Genomic DNA, 20,908 nt, shown 5'->3' with positions numbered 1-20,908 from the left:
GCGAACTCTAATTCCAAATTTAATCCGAGGTCCGGCCCCTCATCGCCGGACCTCAGCCCTTCCTCCCCGTCGAACGTTGAACGTCGAACCTTCCTCCCCGTCGGACGTCGGACGTCGGACGTTGGACGTCGGACGTCGGACCTCCTTTCCCGCCTAACGTTGAATTTTAGTAATATACTTTTTACCTTATCCTATAACCACTTAACCTAAAACCTGTATTTTCTCCCGGAGGGCACTATGAAAACCAGGGCTAATTTCAAAGGGCACGCAATCCACCAGATGCTTATCCCTTTCCCAATTGGGTTAATGATCGGCGCTTTCATTTTCGACGTTCTTGGCTATATACTTAATGCCCCTTCTTTATGGATCACCGGCTACTATACCTCTGCCGCCGGAGCCCTGATGGGCCTCGCTGCCGGCCTCCCGGGCTTTATCGATTACACCATGAGCGTTCCGCCAAACAGCACCGGCTTCACACGGGCTACAAAACATATGTCTTTCCAGATTGCTACTGTTATCCTCTTTGCCATTGCCTGGTTCTTAAGAGGCGCTGTTGACGCTAAACCCCAAACTATTACAATACTGCTCGAACTTGCCGGCACAATTACGGTTACTATCGGCGGATGGATGGGCGGAACCCTCGTCGACCGCAATTTCATCGGACCCGACCACCGCTACGCTCAATCGGGCAAATGGAAGGAATCTTCTCTTTCGGGCAAAAAAGGGGAGACAATTGAAGCTGCTAAAACAGATGAGCTTAAAGTTAACCAGATGAAGCTCCTCCACGTTAACGGCGAAAGAATCGTCCTGGCCAGGACTGAAGAGGGATATATGGCTTTCCACGACAGATGCTCGCACAGGGGAGGGCCCCTTGCAGACGGAGTCCTGATCTGCAGCACTGTCCAGTGCCTCTGGCACGGCTCCCATTTCGACGTTAAAACCGGAAAGGTAAAATCAGGCCCGGCTAAGGAAGACATTAAAACCTTCCCCGTTTTTGAACAGGATGGAAAAGTTATGCTGAAAATTGATTTCCCGGCGTAATTTATGTGACTCTTTTACCCGGCAAGCTGAATCCGGAAAATAGTTTTATAACTCCGGGATGTCCTTTGAATTTTTATCCCTTTTTTATACTTTTAACTTGCTCATGCCGGGCTTCCGGCTCATCTGATGAATCGCGAATAACTGGGGATGAATATGATAGACCTCCTGCTTGAGAAAATACCTGGACTTAAAAATAACTGGGATAAATACAGCTGCTTTTTCAGGGATGAAAAAATAAACGCTGGAGAAGTGCTCCTTTCAGAAGGCAGCGTGGCAGACAAAATGTACCTGATCAAAAAAGGATGCCTTAGGATCTGGTTCAATAATAATGGCAAGGACATTACACTCCAGTTCTTCTTCGAGGGCGAGGTCGTCTCATCCATAGAAAGCTTCTTTTCAGGCATGCCCAGCGCATTCACTATAGAAAGTATAGAGCCTTCGGAAATTGTTGCAGTTTCAAAATCTTCATTCCAGGAAATGATCCATTCAGTTCCCGGCTTCGGCCCATTCATGCAGGAGTATCTAATTAAAAGAATGATCCATTACGCGGGACTATTCCTTTCCCGCATCAGGGATAACCCCGCACAAAGATATGAAGACCTTATAAAAACAAACCCCCGTATAGTTCAGCGCATACCGCAGCACTATATTGCATCCTATCTCGGTATAACACCCGTTTCACTTAGCAGAATAAGAAACCGCCTCCGGGAAATTTCTTAACAATTGTTAATGAAATAATTCTTTTCGGGAGGTAATTTTGTTCTGGGTGCAGGGTGCTTCTCTTACAGACCATCTGCAATTGAATACTCAGAATAAAACAATCAATAGGAGGAAAAAATGGAAAAGTTACGCAATTTTAATAAAAGAGCCTTTATCTCATCCATTATGTTTATTTCGGGCGCAGGCCTTCCGCTTTCAGGCTATATGAATCACATCTTAGGCCTTAGCGGAATGAATTTAAGCAGACATGTCTGGATGTCGGTTCACAACGTCCTGGGTGTACTTTTTGTCGTATTTACACTATGGCATATAGCACTGAACTGGAAAGTAATGAAACTCTACTTCAGAAAAGCGGCCAGTCTGGTTATCAGCCGTGAAACACTATATGCGTTTTCCCTCGTCCTGATATGCCTGGGCATGTTTGTCCTACACGCCATCCACCTAACCCGGTAAACATCCGGGCTATGCCTTCGAACTTCGAACCCTTCCTCACCGTCGAACCTCGAACGTAGAACCCTTCCTCACCGTTGAACGTCGAACGTCGAACGTCGAACCTTCTCTCCCCCCAGCGTCCCCATCGACTTCTGCAGCCTTATCACGGACGTATTATAGTCATACAGTGCCTGAATGTTTGTTATCCTTGCATTCGCCAGCGTTATCTGCGCATCCGTAATCTCGGTCGGCGAACCCACTCCCGAATTGTACCGCCCCTGCGCCAGCCTAAGGTTCTCTACTGCCGACTGCACCAGCTTATAAGAAGCCCCGATTCTCTGGTAAGCCTCGCTCATGGCAAGATAATTCTGCGAAACGTCCAGTATCGCATTCTGCCTCTGCACATCGGCCGCTGCCATGGCCTGCTCTACATTGGCCTGGCTCTCCTGAACCTGCGCACTGACGTAAAACCCCTGGAAAATGGGTAATGCGAAATTTAATCCCGCGTTCCACCTGCTGTATAAAGGAAGCCCGAAACCGTTCCAGTTGTAATTTCCCACAGCCGAAATCACCGGCAGGTTCTGTGCCCACGTGGCGCTTAAAAGCTCCCTGTTTGCCTGAACCCTGTAATCTGCCGCCTTCAGCTCCGAACGGTTTTCAAGCGCAATAGCCCTGGCACTGTCAAGCGGCATCGTAAACTTACCTGCCCTCAGTGAATCCAGTAGCACGTAACTGCCCGGGTTCTGTACACCAATTGCATTCTCCAGCTGCAGCTTTGCTATCTGAACCTGATTGCGTGACCTTAGAAAATTAACCTCCGCATTGGCAACATCCACTTCTGCCTTAGTTACGTCATACTCTGCCGTCCTTCCCGCCTTAAAAAATGCCTGCGCAACTTTAAGATGCTCCTCAGCCTGCTGAAGAGTCTCTTCATTTACCTTTACTACATACTGCGTCTGCAGATACCCGTAATACGCCGTCTGCACACCTACGATCACGTTTTCAAGCGCCGACTGGTAATCCTCCGATGATGCACCTACAAAATTTTCGTTTGCCGAAACCCTGCCAGAGGTTCTTCCAAAATCCCACAGGAGCTGCTGCGCCTGAAATCCTGCCGTGTAGCTCCTGTAAGTCTGCTCGCGTACCGGAATTGAAGGGTTAAATACAAACGAGCCCTGCGTATATGTGCCTGAGGCTGTAAAGCTTATGGCAGGGAAGTAACCCGAGCGGCTCTGCCTTAAAAGCGAGCGGCTGACATCGTAGCCCGAAACGGCTATCCTTACAGAAGGATTGTTCTCAAGCGCCATATTAGTCGCGTCCTCAATCGAAAGCCTGTCAAAATTTACAACCTTCACCTGCCCGTAAACATTTATCGCAAAAAGCATGAACAGTATGGCTGCAGGACTTGTCTTTAACCTCATTTATCGTCTTCCTCCCCGGTGCTTTCTGTCAAAGGGTCCTCAGTTTGAGCTTCTTTTAATTTTCGCCTGAACTTCATTTCAAATACCATGTAAAGAGCCGGAACAAAAAACAGCGTAAGCAGCATTGAAATTGTAAGACCTCCAATAACGGCAATTGCAAGAGGCGCCTGCGTGCTCTCACCGCCAATTCCGGCTGCCATAGGAATAAGCCCAAGCACTGTAGCAAGTGACGTCATAAGAATAGGCTTCAGCCTTGTCCTTCCGGCCAGCACCACGGCGTCATGAAGGTTAATACCCTGCATCCTGAGCCGGTTTGTAAAATCCACCAGCAGAATTCCGTTGCTTACTACAATACCTATCATAACAATTATACCCTGGAAGGATGTTACAGAAAGCGTCGTATTCGTCAGGAAAAGAGCCCACAATACGCCTACTAACCCCAGCGGAACTGTAAACATAATGATGAAAGGATCCATAAACGACTGAAACTGCGAGGCCATTACCACATAGATCAGAAGTATTGCAAGCCCGAATGCCAGAAGAAGATCGCGGAAAGTCTTCTGCTGCTGCTCCACATTTCCCGTCAGCTTTATTTCAAAACCCGGCGGAACAGTAAGTCCCGCAAGCCTCTCATTGATATCTGCTGCCACACTCCCAAGATCACGCCCGGATACGTTTGCCGTCACGTCAACAATTCTCTGCTGATACTTCCGGTCAATCTGTACCGGCGCATTTGCCAGCTGAATTGTGGCAATATTTCCTAAGAGCACCTGATCTCCGGACGGGGTAGTGATGTTTATATTCTGCAGGTCATTTATCTGTGAACGGAAGTTTTCATTCAGGCGAACAAGAATGTTGTACTGGTTGCCTGTTACGGGATCTGTATAAAGTGAGGCAATTGAGCCGTTTATCATCGTGTTAATTGTATTGGAAATCTGTGCCACATTAATGCCCAGAGTACCGGCTTTCTGTCGGTCAATATTAATCCTTAACTCCGGCAGGTTATCCTCACGGCTGCTTTGTACGTCCGTGGCTCCGGGAACGCTGCGCACAATGTCTGAAATCTCGTGCGACAGCCTTGAGCCTGCCTCAAGGTCAAAACCCCTTATCTCAACGTCAATCGGAGCTGTAGAACCGAAATTCATGAGGAACTTCAGAAACCCTCCCGTGCTTGCAAATACCGTGGCACCTGGAATCCCCATGATCCTGGGCCGCAGCGCCTTCACAATCTCAAACACCGTCCTGTCCCTTTTTTCTATTGGCGTCAGCGCAACCTGTATAATTGCCGCATGACTGCCGGCATTCCTGCTGAAAAGGTTCCCGCTACGTGCCGCCGGTACCCCTATATCCGAAATCATGGTCTCCACTTCTGGCACGTTCCTTTGAATTATCTGCTCAATGTTCCTTACAGTTTGTTCCGTTACCTCCGTACGCGTCCCTACGGGCAGTTTTACCGTTAGAGTGAACTGTCCTTCATCCTGCTCCGGGAAGAATTCCGAGCCTATGAACTTGAAAAGTATAAGCGAAATGAGCGCCGCAACAACAATCCCAAGTATTACATACCTTTTCCGCTTTAACCCAATTTCAAGATACTTCACATATGTATTGTCTATTTTCTCCAGTGCGTCATGCGCAAATACCCTTATCCTGTCCGGCACCTTTGGGGATCCTCTGTCCAGATGCTTTTCCGGCGGCAGATACTTTAGACACATTAAAGGCGTGACAGTCCTTGAAACAAAAAACGACCCGAAGAGCGCCACTGCAATCGTAATTGTAAGCGGGATAAATAACATCTTTGCAATACCGCTTAAAAACACAATGGGCAGAAAAACTATAACTGTAGTAAGAGTTGAGACAAAGATAGGGGAGGCGACTTCCCGCGCCGCGGCTAGAGTAGCCTGCATCTTTGTCTGCCCTTCCTTCCTCTCATTATAATGACGCGAAATTGCCTCCAGTTCAACAATCGAATCATCCACCAGACGCCCTACTGCAAGAGCCAGTCCTCCGAATGTCATAATGTTAAGCGTCACGTTGCCGAAACGGAACCATATGAATGTAATTAAAATGGATAGCGGAATGGCAACCAGAATTATCAGTGTGCCCCTTAAGTTCCTGAGGAAAAGCATGATAATGATCATTGCCAGTATTGCACCTAAAAGGGCTTCCCTCTGCAGCCCTGAAATTGTCTGCCTGATATAAACCGACTGGTCGAACGAAAGTGACATCCTTACCGTATTCGGCACACCGTTAAGGTGCGGCAGGGCACGCACAACGGCATCTACCACCTCCACCGTATTTGCGTTTGCAAGCTTCTGCACTCTCAGCGTAAGCCCCGGCTGCCCGTTTATTCTTATAAGCTCGGTCTGCTCCTGAAAACTGTCTTCCACTTTCCCTATGTCTTTTATCCTTACCGGTACCCCGTTTGTAACCCTAACAACTATATCCTGCATCGGCTGCACTACGTTAAAACGGCTCTCGGTCTTAAGCGAATAGTCGTAAGTTCCCGCCTTAAGATCCCCCGATGGGATAATCAGGTTCGAATTTGCTATTGCCGTAAGCACGTTCTGTACAGGAATCTGCAGCGCTTCCAGGCGGTCACGGTCCAGTATTACATGAATTTCACGTATCTTACCGCCTAAAACCTGCGCCGAAGCAACTCCGGGCAGGTGCTCCACCTGCGGCTCCACAACATTGTACGCCAGATCATAAAGATCCCTCTCATCCATATTTCCCGACATTGCAATGTTGCATACCGGCAGGTTCGTAATGTCAAACCTCAGTACAACCGGCGTGTTTACACCCGTGGGCAGCTGGTTTACTATACGGTTCACCCTCTGAACCACGTCCACAAGCCCTACATCAAGATTTGCATTCCAGTTGAAATTAATTCTTACCTGCGAGATACCCTCTTTTGTGGACGACTGAACGTAATCCACGTCACTTACAGAACTGACGTTTCTTTCTACTAATGTTGTTACTGTCTGTTCCATATCCAGCGGACCTGCACCCGGATAAAAAGTAATCGTCGTTACAACGGGTATTGTGAAATTCGGCAGAAGATCCACAGGAAGCTGCGAAAACGAAACCACCCCGAATACCATAATGATACATGCTAAGAGGAATGTCGAAATAGGGTAGCGTAGTGCTAATCTGGTTAACCACATATAAATCTTTCACTTTTTTACTAATCTTACATTAATCCCGTCTTTCAGAAACTGCTGCCCAACGGAAATAACGCTTGCCGAATCTGTAATGCCTGTAGTCACCTCAGTCTGCCCGTTCTGATCGGCTCCTGTCTGAATGTTATTCCGTCTGGCTTTCCCATTGTCCAGAAGATAAAGGAAATTTCCTTTTTCATCGTGCATTACAGCCTGCGTTGGCACCGTAAGAGCATCTTTGTGCTGAGCAGCTATAATATTTACTTCGGCATACATTCCGGGCTTTAAGGCTCCGCCCCAGTTGGGAATTACTATCTCAATTGTCAGTGTACGCGTTGTCAGGTCAATTGCCTGATTGACCCTCTGGATCGTTCCCTCAAACTGCCGCCCGGGGAATGCATCCACTTTAATAATGGCTTTTTTGCCCCGGGTAATTAATGGTATGTCTTTTTCCAGTACATTTACTACAATCTTAACGCTGTCTATATCCATAATTGTATAAAGCGTGGAACTGCCCGGCTGCACAAGAGCTCCGCGGTCAAGAAACCTTTTGGTTATATAACCGCTGAATGGTGCTGTAACCTTTGCATAACTGAGCCTCGTCTGTGCCGTGGCAAAATTGGCACTGGCTACCTTCAGCGCCGCCTCCGCATTATCCAGCTCCTGCCTTGCAATCAGGTTCTGCTGAAACAGCTGCTTCGTGCGGTTGAAATTGATTTTGTTGTTGTTGTATGTGGCAAGCGCCTGCTCGTACTGCTGAAAAAGCTCCGTGGAATCTATTACCGCCAGTATCTGGTTGCGCCTTACATAAGTCCCAATATCAACGTACATCCGTTCAACGTTGCCGCTGACCTTGGAGAATATATTTGCCTGCTGCACGGCTCCAATGTCGCCCGTATACCTGAGCGTGTAGGTAACATCCTGCCTTGCCGGTCTGGTAACCTGAACCAGGGGAGCCATCTGCCTTGGAGCCTGTGGAGCCTGCTCCTTTCTGCCCGCAAAAATCCTGAATCCTATAAAAATTACAACTATGGCAGCAGCCCCGGTTATTATCCATTTAGTCCGTTTATTCATAAATGTCACATTCAAAATTTTAACGCCGCAAATTGAAAAGCCGCATAGGGAAGGGAATAGTGCCCTGCCCGTTCGCACATTTATATAATATCCAACCAAACAGAATTCAAAAAAAGGTATTCTTTTTTTCTCCAGCCCAACCCTGCACACCATGGAACCTTTCCCATTTTCCCCCTGTCCAACTTATTCTCCCCCCGCCTTTCTTAACCTCGAACCTCTTCTTCCCGTCGGACGTAGGACGTCGGACCTCCTTGACTCCTCTCTCCCTTTTCCCTAAATTTCACCTTCAAAATTTTGAGAATAATTATGAACGACAACGACTTATTTAATTCAGACGAAATGAAGGGCATTGCCTTCGGTAAGGAATTCTACCTCCACGAAAATTTTACCAGCAGGAACTATTCAGATTCAGAACTGAAGGATACCGAATTTACAGACTGTGAATTCGAAAAAATGAATTTCGAAAAAACCAGGTTCAAATACGTGAGGTTCGAAAACTGCACCTTTAATAAATGTAACCTGGGCCTCATAAAAATTACAGGATGCAGATTTATTGACTGCAAATTTACCGACTGCAAATTGATAGGCATTAACTGGCAGGAAGCCGAGGCACCAATTGAAATCAAAATGGAAAAATGCAAACTCGACTATTCGGTTTTCTACGGCCTCGACTTAAGAAGAATTGAAATAACTGAGTCCTTTGCCAAGGAAGTAAACTTCGAAAATGCGGATCTGAGCAAGGGGAAGTTTAACGGCACCGACTTTTCCCTAAGCAAGTTTAAGAATACTAATCTTTCTTTTGCCGATCTGCGGGAAGCAGCGAACTACGACATTAACCCCGAGTTCAACAAAATTAAAAAAGCTAAGTTCAGTATGCCGGAGGCAATGACACTCCTGCAGTGCTTTGATATCGATATCAGCTAGACTGCCATAAACCGGGCGGGCTTCATATGAAAAAGGCTCTGAATATGTTTCAGAGCCTTCTTCAAAGGGCATTTACCTTAGGAATTCCAGTTCATCATGCTCAGAAAGCGGGATCCAGTCATACTCCTTCCGCGTGGTCTTTCTTACAAATGGCTTAAATCCAAAACTGCCTTTATCTGGTCCCTCAGTCAAATATCCTATTGTGCCCTGGTAATCCGCAGCTCCTTCTACAATAATGAGCTGCACCGGTTTGTTTAAGTCTGTTTTACTGAGGTTTTTTACTAACATACACACCTTTCCTATTGTTTCTGGACATTAATATTCTACTAAACCTTAAAATCCGGTTCAATAACCAAATGCATCCCCGCATCTTATGCAAAAATTTCCACCAGCGGTCTTTACAATATTGCTTAATTGTCATAGCTTTGTTCTATTAACAATTATTCCTTTGGCTTATGAAACAGTTTTTTAAATTTATGTTCGCCTCCATGCTGGGCACTTTCCTGGTCTTCCTGATAGCTGGAGTTATGTTCTTTTTCTTTCTGGCTCTCCTTGTCTCCGGACTCGAAAGGGAGAAAACAGAAACTATCCCTTCTCACTCGGTGCTCGTCGTTAAACTCGATTATCCGCTTTCTGAAAGGTCTTCACCTAATCCGTTCTCCGGATTCTCACTCTCATCCCTTCAAATCAGCCGTAAAGCAGGCCTGAATGAAGTCCTGAGGAATATCCGTAAGGCTAAGAGCGATTCGGATATAGACGGCATTTACCTCGACTTAAATGACTTTATGCCGGGCGGTATGGCCTCAATTGAAGCCGTCAGACGCGAACTAGGCGACTTCAAAAAATCCGGAAAGTTTGTCCTGGCCTTCGGCGACAATATTTCGCAGGGAGCCTACTACCTCGGCTCTGTTGCCGATAAGATTTATCTTAATCCCGCCGGAAACCTCGACTTTAAGGGCCTCAGCGCCGAAATGTACTTCTTTAAGAAAACTCTCGACAAACTCGAAATAGAAGCTCAGATCTTCCAGTACGGTAAATATAAAAGCGCAACTGAGCCTTACCGCCTGGATAAAATGAGTAATGAAAACCGTACGCAAATGGCCGCCCTTCTGGGCTCCATATATAACAATATGCTGAAAAATATTGAGGCTTCCAGACATATTCCTTTTAATGAACTGAACAGGGTCGCAGATAACCTCCTCATTCAGCGCCCTGAAGACGCAAGAAAATATAACTTCATAGATTCACTTGTCTATTACGATCAGGTCTATGAGATCCTCCGCTCTATAACCCATGCGCCTAAAAAGGAAAAGGTCAGCCTCGTTAGCCTTGAAGAGTATTCCGACGTGGCAACGGGCTCCAACAACTCTTCAAGAAATAAAATTGCCGTAATCTATGCCGTCGGCGAAATTCTCAACACAGACGGAAGTGAAAGAACAATAGGAAATAAAAATATCTCTGAGGCTATCCGCCAGGCACGCAGCGATGACAACGTAAAGGCAATCGTAATGCGCGTTAATTCTCCCGGCGGCTATGCCCTCGTGGCCGACGAGATCTGGCGCGAAGTATCCCTTACTCACGGCAAAAAAACATTTATTATTTCTATGGGAAACTATGCCGCCTCCGGAGGCTACTATATCTCTTGCGCCGCCGATACAATAGTCGCCGAACCTACTACCATTACTGGCTCAATCGGCGTGTTCGGCATTATACCTAACTTTGAAGGCTTCCTCAAAAATAAACTTGGCGTTACTTCAGACAGGGTTAAAACAGGGAAGTTCTCCGACCTGGGCTCTACGAGCAGACCATTTAACAAAGAGGAGAAAGCAATTATTCAAAGAGAAATTGACAGGGTCTATGAAACCTTCGTCAATAAAGTCGCCAAAGGAAGAAAGAAAACTTTCGCCCAGATAAACGATATAGCTCAGGGACACGTCTGGACGGGCCTCCAGGCTAAAGAGCTGGGACTTGTGGATGTTATCGGCGGACTTGATGATGCCATTAAAATTGCAGCATCAAAGGCTAAAATTAAAAACTATTATGTTACCGAGTTCCCCAGACAAAAGGGATTTTTCAGATCAATCGTTGAAGACTTTTCAACCGGGACTGAAGAAACTATTATAAAAGAAAAACTCGGCAGCGGCTTCAGGTTCTATAATGAACTGGAAAACGTAAAAAATATGGAGGGCGTCCAGACCCGCTTGCCTTTCATATTGGACGTATATTAAATTATTCTAAGGTTTACTTTTGCATTACACGTTAGTATTCAATTAAATAATTAATAGGATATAAAATGAAATTTATCACTATTCTAACACTAATTTTTATGATAACTATGGAAACATTCTCACAGAATATCGAAAGAAAGGATGTCCCGCCTAAATACCAGTGGAACCTGTCCGACCTCTATGGCTCAGTGGACCAGTGGAAGCAGGATAAGCCGCAGATTATAAAGGGTATTGACGAAGTCGCTTCGTACAAGGGACGCCTGGGCGAAAACGCTCAGACTTTCTATAAGGCTTTGTCTCTGTACTTCGACGTCCTGAAAAAATATTATAAGTTCGCCGAGTATGCCTCACGCCTTAGCGACGAAAACCTCAAAATTGCTTCTAACCAGGCCTTGAGCCAGGAAGCCTCTGCTCTCGGAACCCAGTTCTCGGAAAAGACCTCCTTCATCAGCCCGGAAATATTAAAAATAGATTCCGGAAGGCTTAAGAACTTCTTTACTGAGGAAAAAAGGCTTTCAGACTACCGCATGTTTGTAGATAACATTGAACGCCTGAAAAGCCATACTCTCTCTGAAGCTGAAGAAAAAATTCTTGCCAGCTTTAACCTCCCGGGGGAGACACCAAGCCTGGTCTATAACATTTTCAATAATGCCGAAATGCCTAACCCGAAGGTTACTTTGTCTAACAATGAATCAGTCGAACTCTCGGCTCCGGCTTTTACAAAGTACCGTACCGTGGAAAACAGAAGCGACAGGGAGAAGGTCTTCAGCACTTTCTTTACAGGATATTCAAAATTCCAGAATACAATAGGCGCTAACCTGGCCGGTAAGGTGAAAAATGATCTGGTCTATTCCAAAAACAGAAATTACGCCAGCACTCTCGAATACGGACTTAGCGGCCCCAATATTCCGGTTTCAGTTTATGAAAACCTCATTAGCCAGATTCATAAAAACCTCCCGACACTCTATAGGTTCCTCGACCTCAAAAAAAGAATGCTCGGAGTAGATACGCTGCACTACTACGACCTCTATACCCCGATCGTAAAGGAAGTTAAAATGCCTTTTACAATTGAGGAGGGACAGAAGGTAATTAAGGATGCCTTAAAGCCGATGGGAGATGAATACCTCCAGACTCTCCAGAAAGCTTTCGATAACAGGTGGATAGACTATATGCCTACGGTAGGCAAAATGTCGGGCGCTTACTCCTCAGGCGCGGCTTATGACATTCATCCTTACATACTTACAAACTGGACGGGTGATTATGAATCGGTTTCAACCCTGGCGCACGAGCTGGGTCATACAATGCACAGCTATTTCTCAAACAAGAACCAGCCATTCGCAACTTCCGACTATGCAACATTTGTTGCTGAAATTGCTTCCACGTTCAATGAGAACCTGCTGAATAATTACATGGTAAGCCACGCTAAGACAAAAGAAGAAAAGCTATACCTCCTGGGAAGCTACCTTGAGCTCTTAAGAACTACCATATTCCGCCAGACTCAGTTTGCGGAATTTGAATGGGAAATCCACAAGGCTGTTGAAAACGGCCAGTCTTTAACCGGTGAAGTAATGAGCGACATTTACTATAAGCTCGTTAAACAGTATTACGGAAACGATCAGGGCAAGTGTATAGTCGATCCCTACATCGCTTACGAATGGGCTTATATACCTCATTTTATCAATTACACTTATTATGTATTCCAGTATTCAACGTCACTTATATACTCAACTGCCATTGCCCAGAAGGTCATTACAGAAGGCAAGCCTGCAGTAGACAAGTATTACAACATACTTAAAGGCGGCAGTTCCGATTACCCGATCGAGCTCATAAAGAAAGCCGGCATAGATCCTTTGTCCTCACAGCCCTTTGAACTTGCAATGAAAAGGATGAACGACGTCATGGACCAGATCGAAACTATTCTTAACCAAAAATAATTTATCATAATATTTCAAGCCTTCGGCATCCAACAAATGCCGAAGGCCTTCTTCCCGTCGGACGTTGGACCTTCTTTCTTTCCGTCGGACGTCGGACGTTGGACGTCGGACGTCGGACCTTCTTTCATTTTCTCCCCCGAAATCTTTATATTTAATAATGTTTAATTCCGTGACTGAGGGTGAAAAATGGAGTTTAAGAATTATTACGAAATCCTGGGCGTAGATAAAAACGCTACAACAGATGAAATTAAAAAGGCTTACAGAAAACTGGCTAAACAGTACCATCCCGATAAAAACCCAGGCAACAAGGAAGCCGAGGAAAAATTTAAGGAAATTACTGAGGCCAATGAGGTCTTAAGCAACACCGAAAAAAGACAAAAGTACGATAACCTCTCAAGTAATTACAACGCCTACCAGCGCACCGGCGGCGGAACAACCGACGACTGGTTCAGAAACTTCGCTCAAAGCCAGCAGGGACGCGAGTACCAGTCTACGGGCGACTTTGAGGACATTTTCAGTAACCTCGGCGGCCAGGGAGGCGGCGCAGGATTCGGCGGATTCTCAGATTTCTTCCAGGCCTTCATGGGCGGCGGCTCTGGCGGTGGCTTTACTTCCTCCAGACGCACTCAACGCTCAAGAAGCCGCAAGGGTAGCGACTATGAAGCAACCATGAATATTACTCTCGAGGAGGCTTTTAACGGCTCTGAAAGACAATTCACCATAGACGGCAGGACTATACGCATTAAAATTACTCCCGGTATGAAGGACGGCCAGAAACTCCGCCTTAAAAACCAGGGCGCCCCTGCACCCGGCGGCGGCGAAAAAGGGGACCTGTACCTTACACTCCACATCACTAAACATCCGGTCTTTGAACGCGACGGCGATAACCTCAAAATGACGGCAAAAGTCGACCTCTATACTATCGTCCTCGGCGGGAAGGAGTCTATCAGAACAATCGACGGCAAGGTAGTAAACGTTTCTATCCCTGCCGGAAGCCAGCCCGGTACAACACTGCGCCTCAAAGGTCTTGGAATGAAAAATTATAATAACCCCTCTGAACGCGGCGACCTCCTGGTAAAGATCGGAATCAGTATACCTCAAAATCTCTCCGACGAAGAAAAAAGACTCTTTACCAGACTCTCTGAACTTAGAAGATAAATGCCTTAATTCTGTAGCCCGGCTGTGACTCGGGTCATCGGGCCATCGCATCATATTGACAATCTTTGCTTTTAAGACTATATATTAAAAGAGACACTTTGGGGAAGAAAATTCTGCCGCTTTACTCTTCCTTTTATTTTGAGAGGAGGTCTGTTCATTACTTTTTGAAATGTAAATCCTGCTTTTAATAGGCAATCGTTTTCATTTTAATGCTCTGCGGTGTTCTGCGCCTAAAACTATTTTTGATTTTGACAGGCTGACAAGGTAAGGATGTAATGAAAAAAATTCTACTGATTGAAAGCGACGCCGGCTATTGTAATTATATCCGCGAACTCTTGGAAGATTTCGGCTATAAAGCTTCTACTGCGGAAAATGGCAGGGAAATAATTAAAATTGCCAGACTCATTATGCCCGACCTTATTATCTGCAGCACCGAAATCTCTGAGCCCGACGGCTACTCTGTCTTTGAGGAACTGAACCGCTACCCCGAAACCGCCGCCATCCCTTTCATATTCTTTGCCTCCGGCAAATCCGGCCTGGAGGAATTCCGCCGCGCTATGGACCTGGGAGTAGACGACTTCCTCATTAAACCCGTCAGATCCGGCCACCTGCTCAAAATTATTGAAACAAGACTCAAGAAAGTGGACCGGATACTCGAAAAACAGGAAAACTCATCAAAACGCAATAACTCTAAAAATAACTCATTCAGAAAACTTTCCAGCGACGACCGCCTCTTCCTTATGGTCGGAAACCACCCAGAAATCATCAAAATCAGCAATATTGTCTTTATTACCGCTGCCGAAGAATATAGCAATGTCTATACTACTGACGCCAGACACCTCCTGGTGCAGAAACTCCTCAAAGAATGGGAAAAAACTCTCCCTCCAAAGGTCTTCCTCAGAATCCACCGCTCTACAATAATTAACCTGGACTTTGTCAAAAAAGTAGAAAAGTGGTTTAACCACTCCTTCCGCGTCTACCTCCAGGATGTTAGCGAACCCTTCATTATCAGCAGAAGATATAGTACCAAACTAAGAGCACTCCTGAATACTTCAAAAAAATAAACTTAAGCCCCTTCCGGCATTCCGATGCCGGTACGGAGAACCTTTTATTTGTGAAAAGTAACCGTTTACTACAAAATGTAACCGGACGTTTACTTTATTGGCTAACTTGAAATAAAATTATTATCATAACACATGGTTTGCTCTTCCATTTGTCGTGTTTATATTGGCCCCGGTCCCCGGGATCCGGTGATTATGTATCTGAAGTACTTGATTATAATGTTTGTACGGTTTGATGACTATGCTTTGCTGAATTTATAAATAATTTTTGGGACATTTATGAATTACAAAATGAAGGAATTCCCTCATCAGAATCTGAAGTCTTATACCTTCGTTGATATTCTTAAACACCACGCGGAACATTCAGGCAATAAAAAAATCTTTACTTTCTTATCCGAAAAGGATACCGTCCAGGAAAGCATCTCTTATGCCGAACTGGACCGTAAAGCCAGGCTGATAGCCGCCTGCCTGCAATCCCTCAACATGAAAGGGGAAAGAGCCCTCCTTTTGTATCCACCCGGCCTGGAGTATATTGCGGGATTTTTCGGGTGCCTTTATGCTGGCATCATCGCTGTACCGGCATATCCGCCCAGCCCTGCTGCACTGGAACGCTCCCTGCCCAGACTGGAAGTTATTTCAAAGGACGCTGAGGCATCACTGGTGCTGACTACAGAAAAAATTAAATCCCTCATGCAGGTCTACTTCGGGCGCCTGCCGCAGACCACACTGGCTAACAGGGCAATGAAAAAATGGAATGAATCTTCGGCTGCAGCTGAAATTAGCAGCCTATCCTGGATTGCTACCGACTCCCTCGAATCTGCAGAATGCGGCAGCTATAAGGAACTTCATATCCTGCCCGGCGAGACTGCTTTCCTTCAGTACACTTCAGGCTCAACCGGCTCCCCGAAAGGGGTTATTGTAAGCCACGGTAACCTTATCCATAACTCTGCACTCATAAAAAATGCATTCAGAGTCAATCCCGATGCTATGGAAGTCGTCCTCTGGCTTCCGTTTTATCACGATATGGGGCTCATCGGCGGAGTGCTCCAACCCGTTTTTTCGGGCATTCATGCCAGCCTTATGTCTCCTATCTCATTTCTGGGCTGGCCTATGAAGTGGCTCCAGATCATCTCTTCCATTAAAGATAAATCAGTTGTAAGCGGGGGGCCAAATTTTGCTTACGAACTCTGCATGAGAAAACTCTCCCCCGAACAGATCGATAGCCTTAACCTCAGCAGATGGAATATTGCATTTACTGCAGCCGAACCCGTCCGTGCCGAAACTATTGAGAATTTCTCAAATACCTTCAAATCCGCGGGGTTCCGTAAAGAGGCTTTTTTCCCTTGCTACGGTATGGCCGAAACAACTTTAATGGTAACAGGAAAAAGTTATAACACGCCTCCGGTTATCGAAACTTTTGATAAAAAATCACTCCAGGGAAATATACCTTCTAAAAATGCCGTAAACGACGACTCAAAATTGAAACTCGTCGGATGCGGCAAGGCTGCCGGCAACCTTGGGGTGGTTATTGTTGACCCTGAAACAGGAAGAAAATGCCCCCTCGGTGAAATCGGCGAAATCTGGATTTCCGGGCCGAGTGTTGCAAATGGATACTGGAAGAAAAAGGATGTAACAGATGATACTTTCCATGCTTTTACTTCCGATACAAAGGAAGGCCCGTTCTTAAGATCCGGTGACCTCGGTTTCATGAATGAAAACGGCGAACTTTTTGTTACGGGAAGACTAAAAGACCTGATCATTATCAGAGGAAAGAATTACTATCCACAGGATATTGAGCTTACCGTGGAAAAGTCCCACCCGGCTTTGAGAGCTTCCTGTGTGGCGGCATTTTCAATCGAGGAGGCAGCCGAAGAACGTCTGGTTATAGTACAGGAAATTTCAGCCGGGGAACACGACCTGGACCAGATTGTTGAAAAGATCAGAGGAACGGTTAATGAGGAACATGAAATCTTGGCTTATTCAATCGTTCTCATAAAGGCTAAAACTATTGCAAAAACTTCCAGCGGAAAAATCCAGCGTCAGGAAATTAAAAAACAATACTTATCCGATTCCCTTAATATCATAAAAGAAAGCAAACTCTCCGGCATATCCGTAATTAATAATTGCTATAATGAGGAAGAGGCTTTGGACCTCGCCTCGAACATTAAAGATAATCCCGATATAAACAATATCGGTAGATGGCTCCTTAACTCCCTTTCATCAATCATGAAAATCGAACTGCAGAATATCTCCCCGGGCAGATCTATTTCTAGCTTTGGAATGGACTCACTCATGATGGTGGAATTGAAAAATGATATCGAAGCAAAACTTGGAATTAATATCTCATTATCCGAAATTTTTCAAAACTCCACTTTCTCTAAGCTGTCTTATAAAATACTTGAGCAGATGTCAAATAAAAGCAATCCTGCCGCTCAGATTATCCCCCTTATGGAAAAGAGGGAAGAAAGCATCCTGTCATATGGACAAAAATCACTCTGGTTCATGCAGCAGCTGGAACCCGGCAATGCCGCATATAATGTGTTCTTCGCCGCCCGGATCCAGTCAGGACTCGACGTTGACGCCCTGAAGAAATCTTTTGACTTCATTATTGAAAGACATTCCTCGCTTAGAACTTTATACATACACGACTCTAAGGAACCTTTGCAGAAAATTCAGGTGGGAGGCTTAAACTATTTTACAAAAGTTGATGCAAGGCAATGGAATGAAAACGAACTAAAGGAAAAAATCATAATCCAGGCCCATACACCGTTTGACCTGAGCCTGGGACCTGTCTTTAAGGTACACCTTTTTGAGACAAAAGATAATGAACATATACTCCTCATGAATTTCCACCATATTGCCGTCGACTTGTGGTCAATTGTTATTATGCTCTCCGACCTAAGAATGATCTATCCTGCTATTAAAAGAGGGGAAAAACCTGAACTGGAGCATATCGACCTTCAGTATACCGACTTCGCTAACTGGCAGAAAACATTCCTCGAGGGACCGGAAGGAAGGAAAAGCCTTGATTTCTGGAAACATCAGCTCTCGGGCACATTGCCCGTACTGAACCTTCCGGTAGATAAGGCCCGCCCTCCCATAAAAACCTATAACGGCGCCGTACTCTCTTTCCAGATAAATAACAAAATTACCAACAGGCTGAAGACAATTGTACGCGACGAAAATTCAACCCTTTACATTGTCCTTTTGGCGGCATTTAATATACTCTTGTCAAAATACACACACCAGGATGAAATCATACTCGGTTCTCCTGCTGCCGGAAGAAACCATTCGGAACTGGAAAATATCGTTGGCTACTTCGTCAATTCAATGGTCATTAGAAGCCGCATTAATGAAGGCACTTCTTTTAAAGAGTACCTGCACAACCTAAGAAAGGTTGTCCTCGAAGCCCTGGACCATCAGGATTACCCCTTCTCGCTGCTCGTTGAAAAAATGCAGCACTACAGGGGTGCCAGCCGCTCGCCTTTCTTTGACGTGATGTTTGTCCTGGAAAGACCCCACCTCCTTAAAGAACTGGGCCTGGCCGGGTTTATTCTATCCGACTCCGGAGCTAAAATTAATATAGGCGGTCTAAAAATGGAGTCTTACTATATAGAGCAGAAAGTAGCCCAATTTGACCTCACGCTCAGCATCGTTGAAAAAGCAGATTCACTCTCGGCATCTTTTCAGTTCAATACCGACCTGTTCGGGAAAAGTACAATTAGACAGATGGCAGAACATTTCCAGCACCTTTTGACTGAAATAGCTGAAAACCCGGCTAAAAGAATAAACGAGATCTCGCTTATTTCTAAAACTGAAAGAAATGCCCTTGTAAATATGTGGAATTCAGCAAATAATAACTTCCATGAGAAGCTTCTTATACATGAATTATTTGAAGAACGCGTAAAGATAAACCCCGGGGCTGTAGCTGTCGCAATTAACGGCAAGGAAATTACTTACAGCCGGCTCAACTGCCTTGCCGACAAAATTAAACGCCGGCTAGAGATGATAAATCTTCCTGCGGAAACTCCTGTCGGAATTTACAGCAGAAGATCAATAGACGTAATTGCTGGAATACTAGGAATCTTTAAGGCAGGCTGTTCATATATACCGCTGGATCCGGAATACCCGGATGAAAGAATAAATTATATGATCCGTAATGCCCGTGTATCTGTGGCCCTGACTCAGGCAGACCTGGCAGGCCGCATTGCCGAAAAGAACCTTAAAGCTGTTATAATGGATGAAATAAATGATGACTGCACCTCCGGGCCAGTTAGAGCGGTTAAACCTGAAAGTACCGCCTACGTCATCTATACTTCCGGCTCCACCGGCAGGCCAAAGGGCGTCATGGTCTCGCACCAGGCCCTGGCTAACCACTGCCTGAACATAATAAACAGCTACAAGACATCCGAAAAGGACCGCGTCCTTGAATTCTCTTCCATGAATTTCGATGCCTCTTTAGAACAGATATTTACAACCCTGATTTCAGGAGCCGCTCTCATCCTGAAAGATGAGGAGCTCTTAAGTCCTCATAAATTCCTGGAAATGCTGAACTCCAGCGCAGTTACGGTTCTTAATCTCCCCCCGTCATATTTTGAGCAGCTCGTAAACGAATGGACTAAATTTGAACACCTGAACTTCCACCACCTGCGCCTTGTGATAATCGGAGGAGACGTTGCTTATTTTGACACGGTAAAGAAATGGTTCAGCCTCAATACCACGGGAATAAGATTACTTAATGCATACGGGCCTACTGAAACTACAATTACTTCCGTTACATGCGAAATAGAACCTGAAATTATACGGGACCGTGAAAGAAGTATTCCAATTGGTAAACCCCAGGCTAACAGAACCGCCTATATCCTGGATCAGCAGGGGAATTTAGCCCCCAGGGGCGTTGTCGGCGAACTCCATATCGGCGGCGGCTGCCTGGCCCGGGGATACCTCGGAAAACCTGACCTTACGGCCGAAAGATTTATACCCGATCCGTTCAGCAAAATAGAGGGACAGCGTTTGTACAGAACAGGCGACCTGGCAAGATACCTGGGCGACGGAAATCTTGAATTCATCGGCAGGGTGGATCACCAGGTTAAAATCCGCGGCTTCAGGGTTGAACTGGGCGAAGTTGAATCGGTTCTGCGCTCACACCCGTCAGTTGAAGAAGCTGTTGCTGTATTGCATCAGAGCGCCGGGGGGGATAAGAGCATTGCCGCTTATATAGTCACCGAAGAAAAATATGACGTAAATGAACTGAAAAATTACCTGCGCCAGCAATTACCGGATTTCCTTATCCCTGCATTTTTTGTGAAAATGGATAAGCTGCCTTTAACTCCGGCGGGAAAAATTGACAGGGCCGCTCTGCCCGCTTTGCAAAAGGATTTCTTAAATAAGGGCGAATCGTTTGTGGCCCCACGGACACCTATTGAAAAGAATATCGCAGGCATTATTTCAGAAGTGCTCGGCCATAGCAGCGTCGGCCTTTATGATAACTTTTTTGAAATGGGGGGGCATTCACTCCTGGCTATTAAAACACTGTCAAGGATAAATTCATCCTATCAGACTGAACTGACTGTAAGACAAATGTTTGAAAACCCGACCGTGGCCGGCCTGGCTGAGGCAATTGTCGGCAGCCAGCTTGAAACGGACCAGAAAGAATTAAATGAAATGCTCTCAACTATTGAAAACCTTTCGGATGATGAGGTAAGAAAATTGCTCGATGAATAAGACAATCTGCAGGAAAAGAAGTTAAGCTGAATA

Annotated in this window: 13 protein-coding genes; 9 read left to right on the top strand and 4 right to left on the bottom strand. The window is 45.6% G+C overall.

Going from position 1 to position 20,908, the window contains the following annotated elements:
• Positions 1–237 precede the first annotated feature (237 nt).
• The 3 genes from HF312_12180 (at position 238) to HF312_12170 (ending at position 2,214) form a co-directional block, all read left to right on the top strand.
• Positions 238–1,041, top strand: coding sequence for a Rieske 2Fe-2S domain-containing protein (locus tag HF312_12180; protein ID MCU7520967.1), 804 nt, complete (start codon positions 238–240; stop codon positions 1,039–1,041).
• Between the two features lie 153 nt (positions 1,042–1,194).
• Entirely contained in the window at positions 1,195–1,761 is a 567-nt protein-coding gene (locus HF312_12175; GenBank protein MCU7520966.1) for a Crp/Fnr family transcriptional regulator, read from the top strand.
• A gap of 117 nt (positions 1,762–1,878) precedes the next feature.
• On the top strand, positions 1,879–2,214 hold the full coding sequence (locus tag HF312_12170) for a DUF4405 domain-containing protein (protein ID MCU7520965.1): 336 nt from the start codon (positions 1,879–1,881) through the stop codon (positions 2,212–2,214).
• A 68-nt stretch (positions 2,215–2,282) separates the two neighbouring features.
• On the opposite strand, the gene HF312_12165 is transcribed toward HF312_12170, so the two are convergent.
• Genes HF312_12165 through HF312_12155 form a run of 3 tightly spaced genes read right to left on the bottom strand, consistent with a single transcriptional unit; the run spans position 2,283 to position 7,846 of the window.
• Entirely contained in the window at positions 2,283–3,614 is a 1,332-nt protein-coding gene (locus HF312_12165) for a TolC family protein (GenBank protein ID MCU7520964.1), read from the bottom strand.
• Complete coding sequence (locus tag HF312_12160) at positions 3,611–6,778, bottom strand: efflux RND transporter permease subunit (GenBank protein ID MCU7520963.1); 3,168 nt, start codon at positions 6,776–6,778, stop codon at positions 3,611–3,613. Before HF312_12160 ends, HF312_12165 begins: the two co-directional genes overlap by 4 nt.
• A 9-nt stretch (positions 6,779–6,787) precedes the next feature.
• A complete protein-coding gene (locus HF312_12155; protein ID MCU7520962.1) occupies positions 6,788–7,846 on the bottom strand; it encodes an efflux RND transporter periplasmic adaptor subunit in 1,059 nt (352 codons plus the stop codon).
• 306 nt (positions 7,847–8,152) lie between these two features.
• On the opposite strand from HF312_12155, the gene HF312_12150 reads away from it, so the two are divergent.
• Positions 8,153–8,770 (top strand): pentapeptide repeat-containing protein, encoded by a 618-nt coding sequence (locus HF312_12150; GenBank protein ID MCU7520961.1) that lies wholly within the window; start codon positions 8,153–8,155, stop codon positions 8,768–8,770.
• 72 nt (positions 8,771–8,842) lie between these two features.
• Here the strand turns inward: HF312_12150 and HF312_12145 are convergent, their stop codons facing one another.
• Entirely contained in the window at positions 8,843–9,058 is a 216-nt protein-coding gene (locus tag HF312_12145; protein ID MCU7520960.1) for a hypothetical protein, read from the bottom strand.
• A gap of 167 nt (positions 9,059–9,225) precedes the next feature.
• Here HF312_12145 and sppA point away from each other — a divergent pair, with 167 nt between their 5' ends.
• From sppA to HF312_12120, 5 genes are all read left to right on the top strand, one after another.
• Positions 9,226–10,998, top strand: coding sequence for a signal peptide peptidase SppA (sppA, locus tag HF312_12140; GenBank protein MCU7520959.1), 1,773 nt, complete (start codon positions 9,226–9,228; stop codon positions 10,996–10,998).
• A 65-nt stretch (positions 10,999–11,063) separates the two neighbouring features.
• Positions 11,064–12,932, top strand: coding sequence for an oligoendopeptidase F (gene pepF / locus HF312_12135; protein ID MCU7520958.1), 1,869 nt, complete (start codon positions 11,064–11,066; stop codon positions 12,930–12,932).
• Between the two features lie 186 nt (positions 12,933–13,118).
• Positions 13,119–14,090, top strand: coding sequence for a J domain-containing protein (locus HF312_12130; protein ID MCU7520957.1), 972 nt, complete (start codon positions 13,119–13,121; stop codon positions 14,088–14,090).
• Positions 14,091–14,365: 275 nt separating this feature from the next.
• Positions 14,366–15,154, top strand: a complete 789-nt coding sequence (locus tag HF312_12125; GenBank protein MCU7520956.1) for a response regulator transcription factor — start codon at positions 14,366–14,368, stop codon at positions 15,152–15,154.
• Positions 15,155–15,430: 276 nt separating this feature from the next.
• The gene (locus tag HF312_12120; protein ID MCU7520955.1) at positions 15,431–20,875 is read left to right on the top strand and encodes an amino acid adenylation domain-containing protein; all 5,445 of its coding nucleotides are present in this window, start codon (positions 15,431–15,433) and stop codon (positions 20,873–20,875) included.
• The last annotated feature ends 33 nt before the right edge of the window (positions 20,876–20,908 follow it).

Source organism: Ignavibacteria bacterium, from assembly GCA_025612375.1.
Taxonomy (GTDB): domain Bacteria; phylum Bacteroidota; class Ignavibacteria; order Ignavibacteriales; family SURF-24; genus JAAXKN01.
Note: the sequence above shows the minus strand (reverse complement) of the source record. Positions and strands in the feature narration are given on the sequence as shown.